Annotated in this window: 13 protein-coding genes and 1 other RNA gene; all 14 read left to right on the forward strand. The window is 42.2% G+C overall.

What is annotated here, in order from left to right; translation table 11 throughout:
* Window positions 1-123: 123 nt before the first annotated feature.
* The 14 genes from DWX57_RS02945 (at window position 124) to DWX57_RS14520 (ending at window position 21,770) form a co-directional block, all read left to right on the forward strand.
* Complete coding sequence (locus DWX57_RS02945) at window positions 124-471, forward strand: hypothetical protein (protein WP_117548918.1); 348 nt, start codon at window positions 124-126, stop codon at window positions 469-471.
* A gap of 94 nt (window positions 472-565) precedes the next feature.
* Window positions 566-907: a transfer-messenger RNA gene (ssrA, locus tag DWX57_RS02950) on the forward strand.
* A gap of 220 nt (window positions 908-1,127) precedes the next feature.
* Complete coding sequence (gene rplS, locus DWX57_RS02955) at window positions 1,128-1,475, forward strand: 50S ribosomal protein L19 (RefSeq protein ID WP_055272925.1); 348 nt, start codon at window positions 1,128-1,130, stop codon at window positions 1,473-1,475.
* 110 nt (window positions 1,476-1,585) lie between these two features.
* Window positions 1,586-2,158: a signal peptidase I gene (lepB, locus tag DWX57_RS02960; protein ID WP_117548919.1), complete on the forward strand. Its 573-nt coding sequence runs from the start codon at window positions 1,586-1,588 to the stop codon at window positions 2,156-2,158.
* A gap of 10 nt (window positions 2,159-2,168) precedes the next feature.
* Window positions 2,169-3,017 (forward strand): ribosome biogenesis GTPase YlqF, encoded by an 849-nt coding sequence (gene ylqF / locus DWX57_RS02965; RefSeq protein ID WP_015534986.1) that lies wholly within the window; start codon window positions 2,169-2,171, stop codon window positions 3,015-3,017.
* Window positions 3,018-4,043 (forward strand): signal peptidase I, encoded by a 1,026-nt coding sequence (gene lepB / locus DWX57_RS14575; protein WP_120123012.1) that lies wholly within the window; start codon window positions 3,018-3,020, stop codon window positions 4,041-4,043.
* A gap of 64 nt (window positions 4,044-4,107) precedes the next feature.
* Window positions 4,108-4,863 (forward strand): ribonuclease HII, encoded by a 756-nt coding sequence (locus DWX57_RS02975; protein WP_015534984.1) that lies wholly within the window; start codon window positions 4,108-4,110, stop codon window positions 4,861-4,863.
* Between the two features lie 40 nt (window positions 4,864-4,903).
* Window positions 4,904-5,263, forward strand: coding sequence for a YraN family protein (locus DWX57_RS02980; RefSeq protein WP_015534983.1), 360 nt, complete (start codon window positions 4,904-4,906; stop codon window positions 5,261-5,263).
* Between the two features lie 13 nt (window positions 5,264-5,276).
* The gene (gene pgeF / locus DWX57_RS02985; RefSeq protein ID WP_165852750.1) at window positions 5,277-6,122 is read left to right on the forward strand and encodes a peptidoglycan editing factor PgeF; all 846 of its coding nucleotides are present in this window, start codon (window positions 5,277-5,279) and stop codon (window positions 6,120-6,122) included.
* Between the two features lie 62 nt (window positions 6,123-6,184).
* On the forward strand, window positions 6,185-7,495 hold the full coding sequence (locus DWX57_RS02990; RefSeq protein ID WP_117548924.1) for a DUF512 domain-containing protein: 1,311 nt from the start codon (window positions 6,185-6,187) through the stop codon (window positions 7,493-7,495).
* A gap of 25 nt (window positions 7,496-7,520) precedes the next feature.
* Entirely contained in the window at window positions 7,521-8,843 is a 1,323-nt protein-coding gene (der, locus tag DWX57_RS02995) for a ribosome biogenesis GTPase Der (protein ID WP_119999576.1), read from the forward strand.
* Between the two features lie 2 nt (window positions 8,844-8,845).
* Window positions 8,846-9,505 carry a glycerol-3-phosphate 1-O-acyltransferase PlsY gene (plsY, locus tag DWX57_RS03000; RefSeq protein WP_118757734.1) on the forward strand — a complete coding sequence of 220 codons (660 nt, stop codon included), beginning with the start codon at window positions 8,846-8,848 and terminating at the stop codon, window positions 9,503-9,505.
* A gap of 375 nt (window positions 9,506-9,880) precedes the next feature.
* Complete coding sequence (locus tag DWX57_RS03005; RefSeq protein ID WP_117548926.1) at window positions 9,881-10,870, forward strand: NAD(P)H-dependent glycerol-3-phosphate dehydrogenase; 990 nt, start codon at window positions 9,881-9,883, stop codon at window positions 10,868-10,870.
* Window positions 10,871-11,087: 217 nt separating this feature from the next.
* Window positions 11,088-21,770, forward strand: coding sequence for a Cna B-type domain-containing protein (locus DWX57_RS14520; protein ID WP_120123014.1), 10,683 nt, complete (start codon window positions 11,088-11,090; stop codon window positions 21,768-21,770).
* The last annotated feature ends 11 nt before the right edge of the window (window positions 21,771-21,781 follow it).

Below are 21,781 nucleotides of genomic sequence, written 5' to 3' on the forward strand. Positions count from 1 at the left end.
AAACTTATTATTGGAAATATGATACAGCATGTGTTATACTAGCAGGGTGTTGAAGAAGATAAGCTGGTTCAGATATAATGTGTGTATCGGAATCAAATAAACGATAGTCTGGAGAAGGGCGTTATGAGTCAGAGTAAAGTAGATAAGAAGAAATATGAGAAAAAGCACCGCAAGGAGATTCTCAGGAAGCAGAAGATCAAGAAGATAACAGCTATAACAGTTACGATTGTTGTTATCGCTGCTATAGTTGGAAGTGTTGCGGGTGTGAAGATATATAAGGCGATACCTAAGTACGTTGATGCTTCAAGCTTATCAGAATATGTTGATAAGACTTGGAAGGACAGCGGTTATGACACTCTGTTTTCTGCCACAGCCTCAGATGCTGAGGACACAGCAGATACAACTGAAGCTGCAGAAGATACAGCAGAGGCGACAGATGCAGCGGAAGATACAACTGCTGACGCTGAGTAACAGCATCTGATAAATTAAGATATATAGGCGCAGGTATCATTGTGATATTTGCTGCATATATTATATATGATCGGTTATCACTGATCTATGATCAGGGGTTGACTGGTTTCGACAGGGGTTTTGAAGCTATGGAAGCCATCCGTGGACCAGAGCCACGCTAAAAGCTGGAAAAAAAATAAACGCTAACGATAATTTAGCATACGCTGCCTAAGGGCAGTCGTCATCCTTTAGGAACGCCGAGCCTTTAGGAATGGCGTCGATTTTCGGCAAACTCCTGCATCTAAGCTTTGCGATGTAGGAAAATCCATGAAGCTACTAAGGTCTATAGCATGTTAGTGGGCGATAGGCTGAGGAAATGTTAAAGCACTGACTGTGATGGAAGAAACTGTAGTGAATGAGCTTTTGGACGCGGGTTCGACTCCCGCCAGCTCCACTTGACTGAATTAAGTCGAACAAGATATTTAATGCAACAGGGCATATAGAAATCAATCTATATGCCCTGTTTGCTAAAAAACGGATAAAATCCGAAAATTCTTCTTGCATCTACAATTTCAGTATGTTATATTAAATGAGTTGTGAAAAGAGTGATGGTCCTCTGTGCCCATATATCCGGTGGATATGGTAGTAAGAACATCAGAATATTAAGGAGGAACACAATGAACGATTACATTAAGAATCTTGAAGCTTCACAGATGAAGGAGAGCGTTGATGAGTTCAACGTAGGAGACACTGTTAAGGTACACAACAGAATCAAAGAGGGTAACAAGGAGAGAATCCAGATCTTCGAGGGTACTGTAGTAAAGAGACAGGGCGGAAGCAACAGAGAGACATTCACAGTTAGAAAGATCTCTAGCGGATGCGGTGTTGAGAAGACATGGCCTGTACACTCACCTTTCGTTGAGAAGATTGAAGTTGTAAGAAAAGGTAAAGTTAGAAGAGCTAAGATTTACTACTTACGTTCAAGAATTGGTAAGGCAGCAAAGGTTAAGGAGCTTGTTAAATAATAAAGCTTGTAACATGAAAGTAAAAGTGGCTGGAGTATTTCTACTCCAGCCATTTTTAGAATGGATGAAATGAACGGAACAAATATATTGATGATTGAAGGATAGAATTCATGAGTGAGAGATATGACAGACTCCGAAGGATAAGGAGAGAAAAAAGGCGTCAGAGAAGACAACAGAGATCATTGAAAAAGACTATGAAGAGCGCACTTGGCTGGTTCATATCGATACTGACAGCGGCTATACTTGGTTATGGTTTTGTTGCATTTGGATTCCAGACGGTATATATGGTAGGACCATCCATGGAGCCGACACTGACGGATGGAGAATCGTATCTGGTCAATAAGGCTGTTTATCTGGTGACATCCCCGGAAAGATACGATGTGGTAGCGTATCGTATAGTTGAGAATCAGGACAAATACTATTCCATCAAGAGAGTAGTAGGCCTGCCGGGTGAGACTGTGCTTATCCAGAATGGTCAGGTATATATAAATGGCAATCCGCTTGCAGATTATCCCGTCGACTGTGAGATAAAAACAGCCGGAATAGCGGAATCTGCGATCACACTTGGAGAGAATGAATACTTCCTGCTCGGAGACAATCCGGACAACAGCCAGGATTCAAGATTTCAGGCGGCTGGCAATGTGCAAAAGAGCGAGATGCTGGGCAGAGTAAAGATAAAATAGAGGTAGAGATATGAATATACAGTGGTATCCCGGACATATGACAAAAGCAAGACGGATGATGCAGGAGGATATAAAACTTATAGATATCGTCATAGAGCTGGTGGATTCAAGAATCCCATTCAGTAGTAAGAATCCTGATATAGACGAGCTTGCAAAGAACAAATACAGACTCATACTCCTCAACAAATCAGATCTTGCGGATGATGCAGTCACAACAAAGTGGGAAAACTATTATAAGAATAAAGACTTTGCCGTTGCAAAGATAAATGCCCGTGACGGTATGGGGATGAAGAGTATCAACAATATCGTGCAGGAGGCCTGCAAAGAGAAGATAGAGAGGGATAGAAAAAGGGGAATCATAAACCGTCCGATAAGGGCGATGATAGTCGGTATCCCGAATGTCGGCAAATCCACGTTTATCAATTCCTATGCGAGAAAGGCCTGCACCAAGGTTGGAAATAAGCCTGGTGTCACAAAAGGCAAGCAGTGGATAAGACTTGGAAAGAATATTGAGCTTCTGGACACTCCCGGTATTTTATGGCCGAAATTCGATGATGAGGCCGTTGGTCTCAGACTTGCGTTCATTGGTTCGATCAATGATGAGATACTCAGCATAACGGATATAGCGGTTGAATTAATTAAATTTTTACAGGCAAACTATTGTAATACCCTTGTTCAAAGGTATAATATTGAAAGTGTTGATGATCCTGTACAGATGCTGACAGGTATCGCAGAGAAGAGACAATGCATTAAGAAGGGCGGGGAGCTCGATTATGACAAGGCTGCGGCTCTGCTGATCGATGATTTCAGATCGGGAAAGCTGGGGCGTATTACATTGGAGACCCCGAAGGAAGACTAGATGAGTGAAGAAAACAAGAATGTTGCTGATGCGTTAAACGATATATTTGAGGATGACCCTGCGAAGAAGGAAAGGGACAAAGAGATCGCCAAATATGAGAAGAAGCGTCAGAAAGCGATAGATAAAGAACAGAAGAAGGCTGCAAAAAAGGCTGCGAAGGAAGCAAAGGAAGCTGAAAAGAAAAATGCCGACGATGAGCAGGAAAATAAGGAGAAGTCCTCCTGGTCCTGGGACAAAGCAGTCGCTGAGAGTTCGGCTGATGCAAAGGCGGAGACAGCAGATAAATCGGAAGAAGCATCTCAGAAGAAGACATCGGAAGAAGCTGCAGGAGTAGCTAAATCTGAGAGCTCAGATAAAACTGCAGAAGTGGTTAATACAGACTCTTCTGAAGAAGTGTACAATGAGGATGGAGAACTCGACGAGAAGGCTTTAAAGAAGCAACTCAGGAAAGAGAAGAAAGAGGCAAAAAAGAAAGAAAAGGCCGAAAAGGAAGTCAATATTGTCAAGGATCTCATATTTCTGTGTATTTATATAATAATAGTAATTGGCATATGCTGGGCTGTGCTCACATTTGTCGGACAGCGAACAGAGGTCAGTGGAGAGTCCATGAGCAATACTCTTCACAGCGGAGATACATTATGGATTGACAAGCTTGAGTATGAATTTGGCTCGCCGAAGAGATTTGATGTGGTTGTATTCCCGTATGGAGACGATGATGAGACCTTCTTCATCAAGCGTATAATCGGACTTCCGGGTGAGACAGTGTATATAGACGAAGATGGTGTTATCTATATAAATGACGAGCCTCTGGAGGGCGATGTGTATGGCAGAGAGGCTATAGCCAGCGACAAGCGCGGAGTTGCAGCCGAGGAGATCACACTGGGTGATGACGAGTACTTTGTTCTGGGAGATAACAGAAACAACAGCCGTGACAGCCGTGTGGAGGATGTTGGCAATATACACAAGAAAGATATCATTGGCAGGGCTGTATTCAGATTTACAGGCGGTTTTGGCAAGATAGAATAGGATAAGATATCAGGGGCTGTTGCCTAAAAAGTGGCAATGGTCCTTGTTTTTAGGTGGAGGACATATGGAAAGTATAGCGGAGATAAAAAAAGTATTTGCTGATGCTGATATAAGTGAATATTCGGGGCTTATCGAGAAGTATGGCGACGATGAGAGAGATGGGGTAAAGAAGATCATAGCGTCCGCTCAGAAAAAGATCAATGCTCTTGAAAAGGAAAAAGCCCGCAGCTATAAAATGTTTGAATTTGAGAGAAAATACGCTGATAAGGGATATATATGTGGTATAGATGAGGTCGGAAGAGGCCCGCTTGCAGGTCCTGTAGTGGCTGCTGCAGTCATTCTTCCAAAGGACTGTGATATTTTATACCTCAACGACTCCAAGCAGCTCACACCGAAGAAGAGGGAGGCTCTATACGATGAGATCATGGCGAAGGCTGTAGCTGTAGGCGTGGGTATGGCAAACGAGAAAGTAATTGACGAGATAAATGTTCTCAATGCAGATTACGAGGCGATGAAGCAGGCTATATCGAAGCTTCAGGTTAAACCACAGCTCCTGTTAAACGATGCGGTTAATATTCCGGGTGTTGATATCGAGCAGGTAGGCATAATAAAAGGTGATACGCTGTCTGCGTCGATTGCGGCAGCAAGTATAATTGCAAAGGTTACAAGGGACAGGCTTATGGTTGAGTATGACAGTCTGTATCCGGGGTATGGATTTGCAAAAAACATGGGATATGGTACGGCAGAGCACATTGATGCGCTCAAGAAGATCGGTCCGTGCGCAATACACAGAAGGACGTTTATCAAGAACTTTGTATAACAATTGTTCATCACACATATATTCATGGAAAGGTGAAATGATGTATAACAGCAGAGCAACCGGTAATGAAAAGGAAGCTTTAGCTGCTGATCATCTGGCTGGCAGGGGCTATGAGATCCTGTGCAGGAATTTCAGGGTGGCCAGCGGTGAGATAGATATAGTGGCAAAACACGATGGATATATAGTGTTTATCGAGGTGAAGTATAGGTCCGGAGTACATAAGGGCTTGCCGGAGGAGGCTGTCGATGTGCGCAAGCAGAGACAGATATGTAGGACTGCATTATTCTTCCTGAACAAATATGGATATGGAATGGACACCCCGGTTAGATTTGATGTGATAACCATACTTGGTGAGGATATACATCATATAGAAAATGCATTTGAGTATTCGGGATATTGATAGGATGGCGGATATGGATATAAAGTATATTAGGAAAGACAATTCAACACATGTCCACACGGTGGATGGCGTGGATTATATATCATTTGACAAATTGGACAGAGCCGGAGTTGTAAATGCATTCTCCACCAGGATCGGCGGGGGGAGTGAGGGATATCTGGGTTCCATGAACCTGAGCTTCCACAGAGGCGATGATGCGGATCTGGTAATGGAGAATCACCGCAGATTTGCCACTGCAGTGGGGTATGATCACGAAAAGCTTGTGTTCTCAGATCAGGTGCATAAGACAGACATATATAAAGTTACAGAGAAGGATGCCGGAAAGGGAATAATCAGAGAGTCGGATATTCTGGAGATCGATGGACTTATGACGGATGTTCCGGGAATACCACTTATGACATTTTATGCGGACTGTGTCCCTGTATTGTTCTATGATCCGGTGAAAAAGGTTGTTGCGGCGAATCACTCCGGGTGGAAGGGAACCGTCAGCAAGATAAGCGGACATATGATAAACAGATTGAAGTCTGAATATGGAACATCTCCAGAGAATCTCATTTGCGCCATAGGACCTTCTATATGCAAGAATTGCTATGAGGTGAGTGAAGATGTAGCTGAACGCTTTATGGCGGCATATACGGAAGCAGAGGCGGCTCAGATCGTATTTAGCAAGGGTAATGGCAAATATCTGCTTGATCTCCACAAGGCCAACTATTACAATCTTGTTGATTCAGGTGTAAAACCTGAGAATATTGACGTGACAAATATATGTACATGCTGTAACAGCGAATGGCTTTTTTCACACAGGGCGAGCAAAGGCCTGCGGGGTAATCTTGCGGCGGTAATCATGCTCCCTGAATGATAGGGCGTTATTCATTTGCTGCAGCTTTTGATCCGTAGATAATTAATATAAAAGAGGAAATTATGGAACATATTGTAAAGGAAATACTTGAGGGAAGTATAGCCCAGGAGATGGAGATCGAACCGGGAGATAATATTCTGGCGGTCAATGACCATCCTATAGAGGATATATTTGACTATCAGTATCTCATAAATGACGAATATATAGAACTTCTCGTGAGGAAGTCTGACGGCGAGGAGTGGCTTCTGGAGATAGATAAGGATTATGACGAGGATCTAGGGATTGTTTTTGAAAATTCCCTGATGGATAATTACAAGTCTTGCTATAACAAGTGCATATTCTGCTTTATCGATCAGAACCCGAAAGGTATGAGAGACACTATATATTTCAAGGACGATGATTCCAGACTGTCATTTCTTCAGGGAAATTATATTACCCTTACTAATATGAAGGAAAAGGATATTGACAGAATAATCAATTATCACCTTGCTCCGATAAATATATCGGTGCACACTACCAATCCCAAGCTGCGCTGCAGTATGCTGAACAACAGATTTGCTGGTGCCATACTTGACTATATAAGGAAATTTTATGAAGCTGGTATTCCTATGAATGGACAGATAGTTCTGTGCAAGGGGATAAATGATGGGGAGGAATTGTGGCGTACGATCTCTGATCTTATGGAGTTTGTTCCTGTTATGGAGAGCTTGTCCGTGGTTCCTGTCGGTTTGTCAGATTACAGAGATGGCTTGTTCCATCTTGAACCGTTCAACAGAGAGGACGCCTGCGAGGTTATTGATATAATAGAACATTTTCAGAAAAAGGCATTTGAAAAGCATGGCACACATTTTGTCCAGGCAAGTGATGAATGGTATATAAATGCTGGCAGGGATTTCCCTGAGGCTGACAGGTATGATGGCTTTATCCAGCTTGAAAATGGTGTGGGCATGGTGAGACTGCTCATGGATGAGTTTGATGAAGAGTGGAGCTGCGTAGAGGGCGATGACAGAGAGTATGAGGTGTCCATGGTTACTGGAGTGCTCGTATATGATTCCATAAAGCTCCTTGCTAACAGGATCCCTGAGAAGTTTCCTAATGTGAAGGTGCATCTGTATAAGATCATTAATGATTTTTTTGGACACAGAATAACCGTGACAGGATTGCTTACGGGTGGAGATATAAGAAAGCAGCTCACAGGAAAACCTCTTGGGCAGCGTCTTATACTGCCTTCCAATACTCTTATGGCGGATGAGCCAAAATTCCTTGATGATGTGACGCTTGCAGAGCTCACAGATGCTTTACAAGTCGATGTTTGTATTGTAGAATCAAGTGGTGCTGATTTTATTCATGCAGTAATTGGCGATGATATGTAATTAATTATATATGGAGGAAGATAGAATGAGTAAACCTATAGTTGCCATAGTGGGCAGACCCAATGTAGGTAAATCAACTCTGTTCAATGTGCTTGCCGGAGAAAAGATATCCATAGTTCAGGATACACCGGGAGTTACGCGAGACAGAATTTATGCTGATATCAACTGGCTGGATTACAATTTCACTCTGATAGACACAGGAGGAATTGAGCCGGAGTCAGACAATATTATACTTAAGAGCATGAGAGAACAGGCAGAGATAGCCATAGAGACAGCGGACGTCATCCTGTTCATGACGGATGTCAGACAGGGAATGGTTGATGATGATGTCAAGGTTGCCGATATGCTCAGAAGATCCAAGAAACCTATAGTTCTCGTTGTCAACAAGGTAGACAGCTTTGAAAAGTTCATGCCGGATGTGTATGAGTTCTATAATCTTGGACTTGGAGATCCACATCCTATATCAGGTTCATCCAGACTTGGAATAGGAGATATGCTCGATGAGGTGGTATCACACTTCAATGAGTCTGCAAAGGATGACACGGAGGATGAGAGACCTAGAATCGCCATCATAGGAAAGCCAAACGTAGGAAAATCTTCTATAATTAATAAGCTTCTCGGTGAGGACAGGGTTATTGTATCAGATATAGCCGGAACCACAAGAGATGCCGTGGATACAGAGATCGTCAGAAATGGCAGAGAATATGTATTCATAGACACAGCGGGACTCAGACGAAAGAGCAAGATTAAAGAGGATATAGAGAGATACAGTATCATAAGAACAGTATCAGCGGTTGAGAGATGTAATGTTGCAGTCCTCGTAATAGACGCAACGGAGGGAATAACCGATCAGGATGCCAAGATCGCGGGAATCGCACATGATCGTGGCAAGGGAATGATAATAGCTGTGAACAAATGGGATGCCATCGAGAAGAATGACAAGACCATATATAAGTTTACAGAGGAGATCAGAAACAAGCTTTCATACATGCCGTATGCGGAACTGCTCTTCATATCAGCCCAGACCGGACAGAGACTTCCAAAGCTGTTCGAGACCATAGATGCTGTTATAGAGAATCATTCACTCCGCATAGCTACTGGTGTTCTGAATGAGATTATGAGTGAGGCGGTTGCTATGCAGCAGCCACCATCAGATAAGGGTAAGAGACTTAAGCTCTATTATATTACCCAGGTGTCAGTAAAACCTCCTACATTTGTCATATTTGTAAATGACAAGGAGCTTATGCATTTCTCATATACACGTTATATAGAGAACAGGATAAGAGAATCCTTTGGATTCAGAGGTACACCTCTAAAATTCATAATCAGGGAGAGGAAAGAGAAGTAGTCATGGAGATGTTGATTAGAGCTATATGTCTGGTTGGGGGCTATGGAGTAGGACTCATTCAGACAGCGTATATTTACGGCAGGATAAAAGGTGTTGATATAAGAAAGTATGGAAGTGGAAATGCGGGAACGACAAATGCACTGAGAGTTCTTGGAAAGAAAGCTGGACTGATAGTTTTCCTGGGGGATTTCCTCAAAGGAATAATCGCCTGCTCACTGACACATATCATACTTGGCCAGTTAGGTATAGGTGATGCATACATGTTCGTACTGTATACAGGACTTGGAGTTGTGCTTGGTCATAACTTCCCATTCTATATGCAGTTCAAGGGCGGCAAGGGAATTGCTGCCAGCGGCGGAATGATAGTAGGTCTGTGGGACTGGAGATTGGTAGTGATACTCCTTGCAGCGTTCGTTATAAGTGTTGTGATAACAAGATATGTATCGGTTGGATCACTTACGATCATGATCGGATTCTTCATATTATACACAGTATTTGCAATTCATGGAGATTATAATTTCACATCGAATGCCAAAATGATCGAAGGAATAATCATGGCGGGAATCATAGCCGGAATGGCCGTGATAAGACATTGGCAGAATATCAAGAGACTGATAGCGGGAACGGAGAATAAGTTGTCGTTTGGTTCTAAGAAGGCTTGATGGAAAGCGGAAGCGAATAGAGAGTTATTGAATCCCCTACTTACTGGATAAACCAGGAAGGAGGGGGTTTTTTTGTAGTGAGCAACGTTTTATAGATGTCTGGATAAAATAAAATCAGATAACATAATGAGTATACATAAAACTGAGATTATGGTTATGTGATATTTATACGCAGTGAAAAGTGTATTAAAAACCGTTGAATAGAATAATGTGAGTTTACATAACTGGACAAAAATCTAAAAATACAGTAAAAAATTGCAAAAACATCCATGTATTGTCACTATGGACTGGATTAAATGATGAAAAAAAGTTAAAATAGAAAAAGTGATTCAAGGATTGAAAAAAGAAATATAAATATTTTGGAGGTATTTTACGATGAAAATAGGTGTTCTCGGAGCAGGTGGATGGGGTTCTGCACTTGCTAATCTGCTGGCAGGAAATGGACACGAGGTTATAGTGTGGTCTATAGATGAGAGAGAGGTTGCCATGCTCAAGGAATTTCATGAGCAGAGAGACAGACTTCCGGGCGTTATACTTAACAACAGTATTGAATATACAACAGATGCGTCAAAGGCTGTTATCGGTCAGAAGATGATAGTGTGCGCAGTGCCTTCTCCGTTTGTCAGAAGCACAGCAAAGAGCATCGCTGACAAGGTGAGCGACGGACAGCTTATCGTGAATGTCAGCAAGGGAATAGAAGAGTCCACACTCAAGGCTCTCGTGGAGATCATTGAGGAAGAAATTCCACAGGCTAAGGTGGCTGTCCTTTCGGGTCCGTCACATGCAGAGGAAGTAGGCCGCGAAATACCTACAACGGTAGTTGCCGGTGCCCGTGATATAGAGATTGCAAAGACGATCCAGAACGCATTTATGAACGATTATTTCAGGGTATATACAAGCACTGATGTGACTGGTATTGAGCTGGGTGGTTCAGTGAAAAATGTAATAGCTCTGGCAGCCGGAATATCAGATGGACTTGGACTTGGCGACAACACGAAGGCTGCTCTTATGACCAGAGGAATGGCGGAGATCATGAGACTTGGACTTGCCATGGGCGCAGATGTCAAGACGCTGTCAGGACTTTCAGGAATGGGAGATCTTATAGTTACATGTACATCCAAGCACAGCCGTAACAGGAATGCCGGTTATCTCATCGGTCAGGGGAAGACCTATGAGGAGGCTATGGCGGAGGTCAAGATGGTTGTTGAGGGTGTTTATTCTGCCAAGGCAACACTGGCACTTGCCAGGGAGCATGGGGTTGAGATGCCTATCGTTGAAGCAGTCAATAACGTATTATTTAATGGCATGACGGCAAAAGAGGCTCTCACAGAGCTTCTCAACAGAGACAGAAAGAGTGAATTGTAATCGATTATATTTTATATGTTTGATATATTTCGATAGATTATGCTGCCGAAGAATAGTAGTACAAAATCACCTAATAATTAAACGATAAAGTAAATGTGAACAAAAAAGCAACAGAAAACTGTTCTTTTTGTTCACAAACTGTTTACAATTACCATGTGTTATGATAAATTTAAAGCAAGTTTGTAATTCGAAAAATAATTAGAAAAGAGGTATTACAATGGCAAAAACTACGAAAAAGCTTATAGCACTGCTGCTGGCGGTAGTTATGATAACTACGTTGATTTCGCCTTCTAATTATAGTTGGTCAAATGCGGCCGAGACGAGAGGAGGAGACGCATACGCCACGGCTACTGATTCGATAGCAATGCTGTCGAGTGCAGCAGTAACCGGAAATCTTGAAGATTATATTACTGGAGCTACGATTGCTGATAAAGCAGGTAATATATATGGTAGCAGTTCCAGACCGTCCACAACGCCGCTTCCTGTAGATCCAAATGATCCTACAAAAGCCGGTGTAGATATCCAGATGTCTATGGATATAGTGTTCCCGGAAGATGTTGTTAATAGCATATTGGAGTCTGGTGAAGATGCAACATTTACTTATACGATGCCGGATACCATAAAGTTTAATTCCGATATTCTGAATAAGGATATAACTGATGGAAGTGGTAACAAGATCGGTTCGTATTCAGTTGTGAACGGAGTCCTTACTGCGACTATCGATCATACAGCACTCAAGGGGGGAGCCCAGCTCAAGGCTTTCTTCAAGGCGTGGATCGATATGGATCTCACAAAGTACAATGAGAAAAACCAGGTCGAGAACAAATTCACAAGCACTGTGATTGTGACTGTGGATGTGGATTTCAAGCCTGATGTGGATGTGAAGAAGACCGCATCCGAGGGTAGAGTTACAGATCCTAAGGATGGATATGTATACTTTGACTATACCGTAGAAGTTTCATCCAATCATGGAAGTGCCAGTGAGGATCTGAACTTTAGTGATGTTATAGCCAACGACATAGCAGGTGTCACACCTGAAGTTACAGATATAAAGGTGATCAAGTCTGACAACACAGACTGCAGCTCGTCACTCACATATAACAGTAGTACCTCTACTATAGAAGGAACTCTTCCTGCACTCGGTGCAAAGGAGTCATATAAGATAACCTATACAGTAAAGAGTAAAGTCGATGATCTTTCTCAGGACGTGATCAATCTGAACCAGAGCAATATCGCGGAGGCTAAGAATTCAAAGGTTGATGATAAGGATCAGACCAACAAGGGCTACAAATATGTGAAGGACGGTGCCACAGATCTCAAGGTTACAAAATCCTCAGATGGTGTGAGCAATTATCCTGACGATCACAAGATAGTTTACAAGTACAAGGTTATAGTAAGTTCTGAGTATGGAAGCGATGGTGATATTACACTCGATGATATTCTTGCAAATGAACTTGACTCAAAACTTGGATCTGATGCCAAGAGAACAGTACAGAATGTTACATGCAAGCTCAAGGACAGCAATGGTCAGTACACAGATGTCACATCAAATGGATATGTGACTCCTGCGACAGGAACCATAGGAAACGGTGACACAGTTATAAAGGGAAATCTTCCGAAGCTTGACGCTAATTCACAGTATGAGATCACATACGAAGTTGTTGTCTCAGATATTGCCGATGACATCGGAATCATAAATGTACACAATAAGAATGGTGTAGACGTGTCAGATGATTCACATGACGAGCATACTGATAACGACAGCAGTACATGGTACAATGCCGGCAAGTCTACAGCATCCATAAGTAAGACCGGTTCACTGTCAGGTGACAAGTCAACCATAACATGGACAGTAACCGTGAATGCGGATAAGAAGAAGAATCTGACAGGAATGTCAGTATCGGATATACTCACAAAGAACGGAGCAGAGCTCACAGACGAAAAGACGTGCAGTGTATCCATAAATGACACAGCTGTGTCAACCACTATCAATCTTCCTGCAAGCTTTGTGGAAGAGAATGGTAAACTTTATTTGACGGATGGAACTTCAAGGGTTGAGGTGACAGAGAACAAATCCAAGATCGTGTTCATCTACACAACAGATTCATCCAAGCTTGATAAGCTGACTGATGTTTATAAGAATGTAGCGACAATAGAGAAGAACGGAGTTACGGACAGCGCCAAGGCGACTGTAGAGGTGGCCGGTGATTCAATAAAGAAGGAATTCGTATCAGAGACGGAGAACGATGATACATATACCCTTGCATGGAAGTCTACAATATCTGGCGTTGACAAGCTCAATGCGAATGATACATATACTGACTCTGTAACATATGATAATGGAGCACTTCCAAAGCATTACTTTACGGCAGATCAGATAAACGGACTTACAATAGCTGGCCTCACAGAGGAAGTTGACTACAAGGTAAAGGTAACATACGCTGACTTCTCAAATGTATGGGGGCCAAAGTTTGCAACTGTTGACAGCGTTGCAGATGTTCCAGCATCATCTGACAACTACATAATGGGATATACAATAGAATTCCTCAGAGATATAACAGGTACAGAGGAGAACCCGATAGATTATGTTATCACATATAATACGACAGTAAAGTCTGACAGCAAGTATACGGCAGTCAATAAGGGTACTCTTACTATTGATGGTTCATCCAAGACATCACAGGATTCACATCCTGTATCTGGAATACCCCAGGGTTCTATAGTAGAGAAGTACAGCTATACCAATGGCGCTGACGAGAAGGAGAGTATTGTCGGATATGACAAGGCCAACAATGTGTTCGTATATAAGGTAGTTCTCAACGGTGACTTTGCGTATGGAGATGGAGACAGACTTTCCTTTACAGATACATTACCTGAAGGGACGGTTCTTGACACTACGTATTTAAATAGCAGTATGCTGCCAGGTGGAAAAGGTGAAACGGCAGGTAATATACAGGGTATTTATTTTGTGACATATTATGGCTATGAGAACAGCAAGAACAATCCTGACATAGGTGCGTCTAATTTTATTAAGAATTATACAGTCTCGAATAACCATATCAGCTTTGATATTAGCTCACTTAAATTTTATAGCATTAATGCCAAGGTCGTTATGTACTATGCAGTCAAGGTCACAAAGGATATATCATCCGTTGTTGGTGGCAGTGACGTGGAATTCACCAACAATTGTTCGGCAACAGTTGTCAGAACCGACGGTTCAACTAAGACCAAGGATGACAGCGCAAAGGTTACTGTGACTGGACCGAATATTACCAAAACTGCAGGAAACTATGATAATGACACCAACAGTATTGAATATACTGTGTATATCAATGAGAAGGGTGAGGCTCTTGGCAATACAGGATCCATAACTGTAGTTGACAAGTATGACTACAGCAATGCGGATGCAGTAAAGAGAGTATTTATCAAGGATGGTTCGCTTAAGCTTCTGTACGCAGATACAGGCGCTGAAGTTCCGGCGGACAAATACAGCTATACATATGCAGATGATACGGCAGCTAAGATGTCTACACTGACACTCACCATGCCGGATGAGACAAAGTTTATCCTGAAGTATACATATACTCTTGTATATACAGGTAAGCTTACAGCGGATGTTAAGAACAGCGTTGGTATTCTTGGATCTACAAGTTCGGCAGATTCGTCATCGACGGACACGAACATCAATGATCAGGATTCATCAATGGGAACTGATACAGAGCAGTTTAATCTTTCGATAATAAAAACTGACTCTATAATGACAGGAATCAAGCTTGCTGGTGCGAAGTTTGAGCTTTACAGATATGGTGATCCAAACAACAGTGCAGACACTAACTGGAATCTCATGGTACCTGGAAGCGATGAGGAAAGAGTAACTAACGAACAGGGAAGACTTACATTATCAAGTTTGTATTATAATTACTATTACAAGCTTATAGAGGTGGAAGCACCTGAGGGTTATGAGAAGCTCACAGATCCTATATACATATATGAGAACAATATCTCATCCAGCCTGACAGGACCGAAACCTGCTGAGGTGACAACTGATTCTATCTCAGACATAGTCCTTGACAGCAAAGGTTCACAGGATTATACACTGCCAGTAGATAACACTCCTGAGAACAGAAAGATAACTGTTAAAAAGGTATGGAAGGATGCCGCAGGTGGAACACTGAAGGATATTCCGGTTGACAGTATAACAGTTAAGATCTATGCATCAACTAATCCATCAAGTTACGACAAGAATACAGATCCTGTTGTAAAGACAATTACCTTAAATAGTGCAAATAAGTGGACAAGCGATGAGATAGAGCTTAAAGTAGCTGATGCAAATGGCAAATACCTCTACTACTTTGCAGAAGAGGATTTTGATAATGCTGATTACCAGGTCACAATAAGTAATAATGGAACAGCAACCGGAACGATCACCATCACGAACACCAACACAAAGGTGACAAATGAGACGATCGATATTCCTGTAACCAAGAAGTGGGATGACAGCGACAACATTCTGTCAGCAAGACCAAAGAACATCAAAGTTACACTTGCCACAGAGGATGCGGCGGGCAATATAACAAAGATCGTTGACAAGACACTTACACTCAATGATTCAAATAACTGGAGTGGAACATTTACAGATCTTGATAAGAAGGATGCCGCTGGCAATCTGATTAACTACACAGTTGTCGAGAATGATGTGAATGGCTATACAGGAAAGCTTGAACTCACAAAAGATGAGAATGGAGTGGTTACGGCTGCAGAGCTTACCAACACACTGAAAGTTGGAAAGATACAGATCGCCAAGCTGTTTAGTGGGGACCTTGATGATACAAAGCTCACAGATGCACAGAAGAGACAGATCACATTCACAATCGCAGGTCCAGATGGATATAATGGACCAACATCAGTTACATATGATCAGTTCACCGCTGGAAGCTACGTTGTAAAGAATGCTCCATACGGAACATATACAATAACAGAGACGAATGCTGCATTTGACGGATATAAGAACACAGTTACATATGCTGTAGGTGCTTCAAAAAATGATACAGATGCCACTGTAGAGATATCTTCAGATGCTACATCACTTGTGACCATTACCAATACCTATACTGCATACGTCAATATAAGCGGAACCAAGGTATGGGATGACAATGACAATCAGGATGGTCTGAGACCGAATAACATAACTGTTATTGTTAAGAATGGTGATACGGAAGTTGACAGGAAAACGGTTACACCTGATGCAGCAGGAAATTGGGCATACAGCTTTGAGAATCTTCCTAAGTATGATGCGGCAGGCAAAGCGATCGCATACACTGTATCAGAGGCAAAGGTAACTGGCTATAATACTCAGATAACCGGCAGTATAGAGAGCGGTTTTACCATCAAAAACACTCATACACCTGAGACAATTGACATTGAGGGAACCAAGACCTGGGATGACAATGATAATCAGGATGGTAAGAGAAAAGATGCTATCACAGTCAGACTCTATGCTGATGGCAGTGAGATTAACTCAGAGAGTGTAACTGCAGCAAAGGGCTGGAAGTACAAATTTGCAGATCTTCCAAAGTACAGAGGTGGTAATGAGATAAAGTACACCATCACTGAGGATACGGTTGAGAATTACAATACTGATATCAATGGATATGATATTACCAACAGTTATACACCTGGAAAGACAAGCATCTCAGTACTCAAGGAGTGGAATGATGCTGATAACCAGGATGGCAAGAGAGCTACAAGCGTAAAGGTTAAGCTTGTGGCAAACGGTATCGATGTCACGAACTCTGAGGTTACACTGAGTGCTGACAATCAGTGGAAACATACATGGAATGACCTTCCACAGAAGTCCGGCGGAAAGAACATAACATACACTGTTAAAGAGACTAGCATTATCGATGGATATAGCGCCAAAGTCACAGGCGATGCCAAGACAGGTTTTGTAGTGACTAATAGTCATAAACCTGAGACTATTGATATCGAGGGAACCAAGACCTGGGATGATAATAATAACCAGGATGGCAAGAGACCTGATAAAATCACAGTCAGACTTCTTGCAAATGGAACTGAGACCGCAACAAAAACAGTGACAAAGTTAGAAAATTGGAAGTACAGTTTTACAGATCTTCCAAAGTACAGCGATGGACAGGAGATAAAGTATACCATCACAGAAGACAGCGTAGAGGGGTATACGGCAGTTCCAAATGGATATGATATTACAAACACACATGTTCTAGAGGTTACAGATGTTAAGGTTACAAAGATCTGGAACGATGCTGGAAATCAGGATGGTAAGAGAGCAACAGAAATCAAGGTTAAACTGTATGCTGATGAATCAGAGGTCGCTGGCTCAGAGGTAACTCTTAAAGCAGATAACAACTGGACGTATACATGGAAAGATCTTGCAGTTTATAAGAACGGTACGGCTATAGCTTATACAGTAGATGAGACCACCACAGTGACCGGATATACGAAGAAGGTCACGGGTGATGCCAAGACAGGATTTGTCATAACAAACAGCTACACACCAGAGACCATTGATATAGCTGGTGCAAAGACATGGGATGATGCTAACAATCAGGATAGAAAGAGACCTGAGAGCATCACTGTAAATCTTCTTGCGGATGGTCAGTTATACAAGACAAAGACTGTTACAGCAGAGGAAGACTGGAAGTATAGTTTCAAAGATCTTCCAAAGTATAGCGGTGGCAACAAGATCATTTATACAATCACAGAGGATGCGGTCGGTGATTATGCAACCGTAATAGACGGATATAACATTACAAACACATATACACCGGCAAAGACAAGTGTATCAGTCACAAAGAGCTGGGATGATGCAAACAACCAGGACAGAAAGAGACCTACGAGTGTAACGGTTCAGCTGCTTGCGAACGGAATAGCAGTAGATGGCTCAGAGACTATATTAAAAGCAGATAACAACTGGACATATACATGGACAGATCTTGATGTGAACAAGGATGGAGCTCCGATAGCTTACACTGTAGAAGAAACAGATATTACTGAAGGATATACTCCAGTGATAACCGGAGATATGACAACAGGATACACAGTTACGAACAGCTACACACCAGAGACGACATCGGTAAAGGGTGTTAAGATCTGGGACGATGGCGAGAATCAGGATGGTATCAGACCTCCAAGTATCACAGTCAACCTGATTGCAAACGGAACAAAGATCAAGAGTCTTGAAGTCACAGCAGCAAATGACTGGAAGTTTAGTTTCACAGACCTTCCTAAATATGCAGATGGATCAGAGATAACATACGAAGTAACTGAGGATGCTGTTTCCGAATACACTACAGCTGTAACAGGAGACGCAGAAAACGGATATACATTTACCAATAGTCATACGCCTGAAACGATCAATATAGAAGTAACAAAGACCTGGAACGATGCAAACGATCAGGATGGCAAGAGACCAGGAAAGATTACGGTAAATCTTCTTGCAGATGGAGACATATATGCTACGAAGGAAGTAACTGAGGCAGATGGTTGGAAGTACAATTTTACGGATCTTCCAAAGTACAAAAATGGCAATAAAATCACGTACACCATCACAGAGGATGCTGTTGATGATTATCAGACACTTGTCAATGGATATGATATCACGAACAGTTATACACCTGGAAAGACCAGTGTATCAGTTACAAAGGCCTGGGATGATGCTGATAACCAGGATGGCAAGAGAGCTAGAAATATAAAAGTAAGACTTCTTGCCGACGGAAACGTAGTTGCAGATTCTGAGGTGGATCTCAGTGATGCCAACAACTGGAGTCATACATGGAGTGATCTTGATATCAACAAGAATGGATCACCTATTGAATATACTGTTGAAGAGATTACATCGGTTGAAGGATATGCAACAGTTATCACAGGATCTGCGAAGACCGGTTATATCATCAAGAACAGCTACACACCAGAGACAACTTCAATAAGTGGTAAGAAGATATGGAATGATGCAAATGATCAGGATGGTAAGAGACCAGGAAAGATCACAGTAAATCTTCTTGCAAACGGAGTGAAGGTGGATGATAAGGAAGTTACAGCTGCGAACGGCTGGAAGTACAGCTTTACAGATCTTCCAAAGTACGCAGGTGGCAACGAGATCACATATAGTATCACAGAAAATGCTGTTGAGGATTATCAGACACTTGTAAATGGATATGATATCACGAACAGTTACACACCAGGAAAGACAAGTGTATCAGTTACAAAGGCTTGGGATGATGCCGACAATCAGGACGGCAAGAGAGAGAGTTCAGTAAAGGTTGAACTTCTTGCTGATGGAACTCCTGTCGTTGGATCAGAAACAACTCTCAGTGCTGACAACAACTGGACATATACATGGGCAGGACTTGATGTCAAGAAGAGTGGTGTGAATATCGTCTACAGTGTAAGAGAGATAACCGCAATTGATGGATATACAACCACAGTCACAGGCGATGCTGAGACAGGATTCACAATAAAGAACAGCTATACACCAGAGACGACATCAGTGAGCGGCAGCAAGACATGGGATGATGCGGACAATCAGGACGGCAAGAGACCTGGAAATATCAAGGTAAACCTTCTTGCAGATGGCAGTGTATATGCTACAAAGACGGTAACCGAGGCAGAAAACTGGGAGTATAGTTTTACAAATCTTCCAAAGTATAGAGATGGTGGAATTCAGATCAAGTATTCTGTATCTGAGGTTGATGTACCAGAATATACAGGTGTGGTTACAGGTTATAATATCACGAACAGTTACACACCGGGAAAGACAAGTGTATCAGTTACAAAGAAGTGGAGTGATAACGATAACCAGGACGGCAAGAGAACACCTAGCGTAATGGTTCGTCTTCTGGCTGATGGACAGGTTGTAGCTGGCTCTGGGGTAACACTCAGCGAGGCAAATAACTGGACACATACATGGAACGCTCTTGACGAGAAGAAAAATGGACAGACCATCGACTACACAGTTGAGGAGACTACAACTATAGATGGTTACACAACAGTCATAACAGGAAATGCAGCTGATGGATATGTGGTTGACAATCAGCACACACCTGAGACAATCAATGTATCAGGCACTAAGACGTGGGTTGATGACGATGATCACGATGGTCAGAGACCAGATTCGATAACAGTTAAGCTTCTTGCAGATGGTATTGGTATAAAGAGCCTCGTGGTTACAGCAGATACTGACTGGAATTACAGCTTTACGGATTTACCAAAGTACAGAGATAATGGAACCATGGTCAAGTATTCTGTATCAGAGAATGCTGTTTCGGGATACAAGGCATCTGTTACTGGATATGACATAACAAACACATACAAGCCAAATGTTATAAAACTTACCAAGACCATAAATGGAGATATTACAGCAGATGATGCAGCGGCAAATGTAACGTTCAATGTTACAAACAATGCAGGCTATAGTAAGCTCATAAAGCTTACAGACCCTGAGGTGGCAAAGCTCGGAAATGGCAAGTATGAGATAACTCTTGTAAATGTGCCGGATGGTACATATACAGTTGAGGAAACATCATATGCATATGATGGAGCAGCGGTAACAGTCAGCTATACTGTGGATGGAATAGACGGTGAAGGAACAGAGGCATCCGGAATAACACTTATTGGTGGAAATACAGCCGATGTAGAGTTCGTTGATACCTACAAGCTTGGCACTGTCAAGTTCACTAAGGCTGGACTTTATAAGGAGTCATGTGCTGAAGACCCTGATGATGTAAAAATGCTTGATGGTGTAGAGTTTGCGCTCTATGAGGGTACAGATACAGAGTGTGAGAATTCTGTAATGACAGCAACAAGTGTAAATGGTGTTGTGACATTCAAGAATCTTAAGATTGGTACGTATCTTGTAAAAGAGAGTAAGACTATCGGAGATTATATTATCGATAACACAGTCTACACAGCAGAGGTAACAGAGGCAAACATTGACACTTATGCAGTGTTAAATGGTGTTCAGGATAACACACTGATAAATGATCTTCCTAGAACAGATCTCAAGATAGAGAAGGTTGCAGAGGAGAACAATGGCATTAAGCTTCCAAATTCAGTATACGGACTCTACAAGGAGAACGAGAATGGTGAGGAAGAGCTTGTCGCTAAGGCTACAACAGACAGCAACGGAGTTCTCAAGTTTGACGGTATTTTGATCGGCACAGAGTATACGATCAGAGAGATACAGGCGCCGGATGGATACTATGTATCTGAACAGCCAATATCAATCAAGTTCAAGAAAGATGAGAACGGAAAGATCACAGTTGATTCATTTGACGGTGGTTTCAATACTGACACTGGTAAAGTTACAGCCCGAGTTGATGATAATGGAAATATCACATGGCTTGAGCCTTCAGTAAAATACAGCTTTGAGAAGGTGGATGAGGACGGTAACCCTGTGAAGGGTGCAACACTCAGAATTGAAGATGCTAATGGAAAAATGATTGATGAGTGGGTAACAGATGGCAGTGTACATGAGGTAAACAAGGTACTTGTGATCGGTAAGACTTACACACTCATAGAGGTCAAGGCTCCATCTGGCTATGACCTTGCAAAGGATATTGAATTTACAGTATCTGATGATAAGGTTGCAGCCGGTGAGGATATTGTAGTGACTATCACAATGGTTGATAAGAAGACAACAACGACCGAGACTACGGAAACCACAGAGACAACCGAAACCACAGAGACAACCGAGACAACACAGACAACTGAGACTACTGAAATAACAACAGAGGACAAGAACAAGCCGGATACTGGTGACAGAGCTCCTGTTGTACCAATAGCAGTTGTGCTCTTAATAAGTCTTGCCGGATGCGGTGTTATTGTGGCATCTAAAAAGAGAAAAGATAATCAGAGCAGCAAGTAATACAAAGCTGT

Origin of the sequence: Coprococcus sp. AF19-8AC, from assembly GCF_003603115.1 — a bacterium.
GTDB classification, from domain to species: Bacteria; Bacillota; Clostridia; order Lachnospirales; family Lachnospiraceae; genus Coprococcus; species Coprococcus aceti.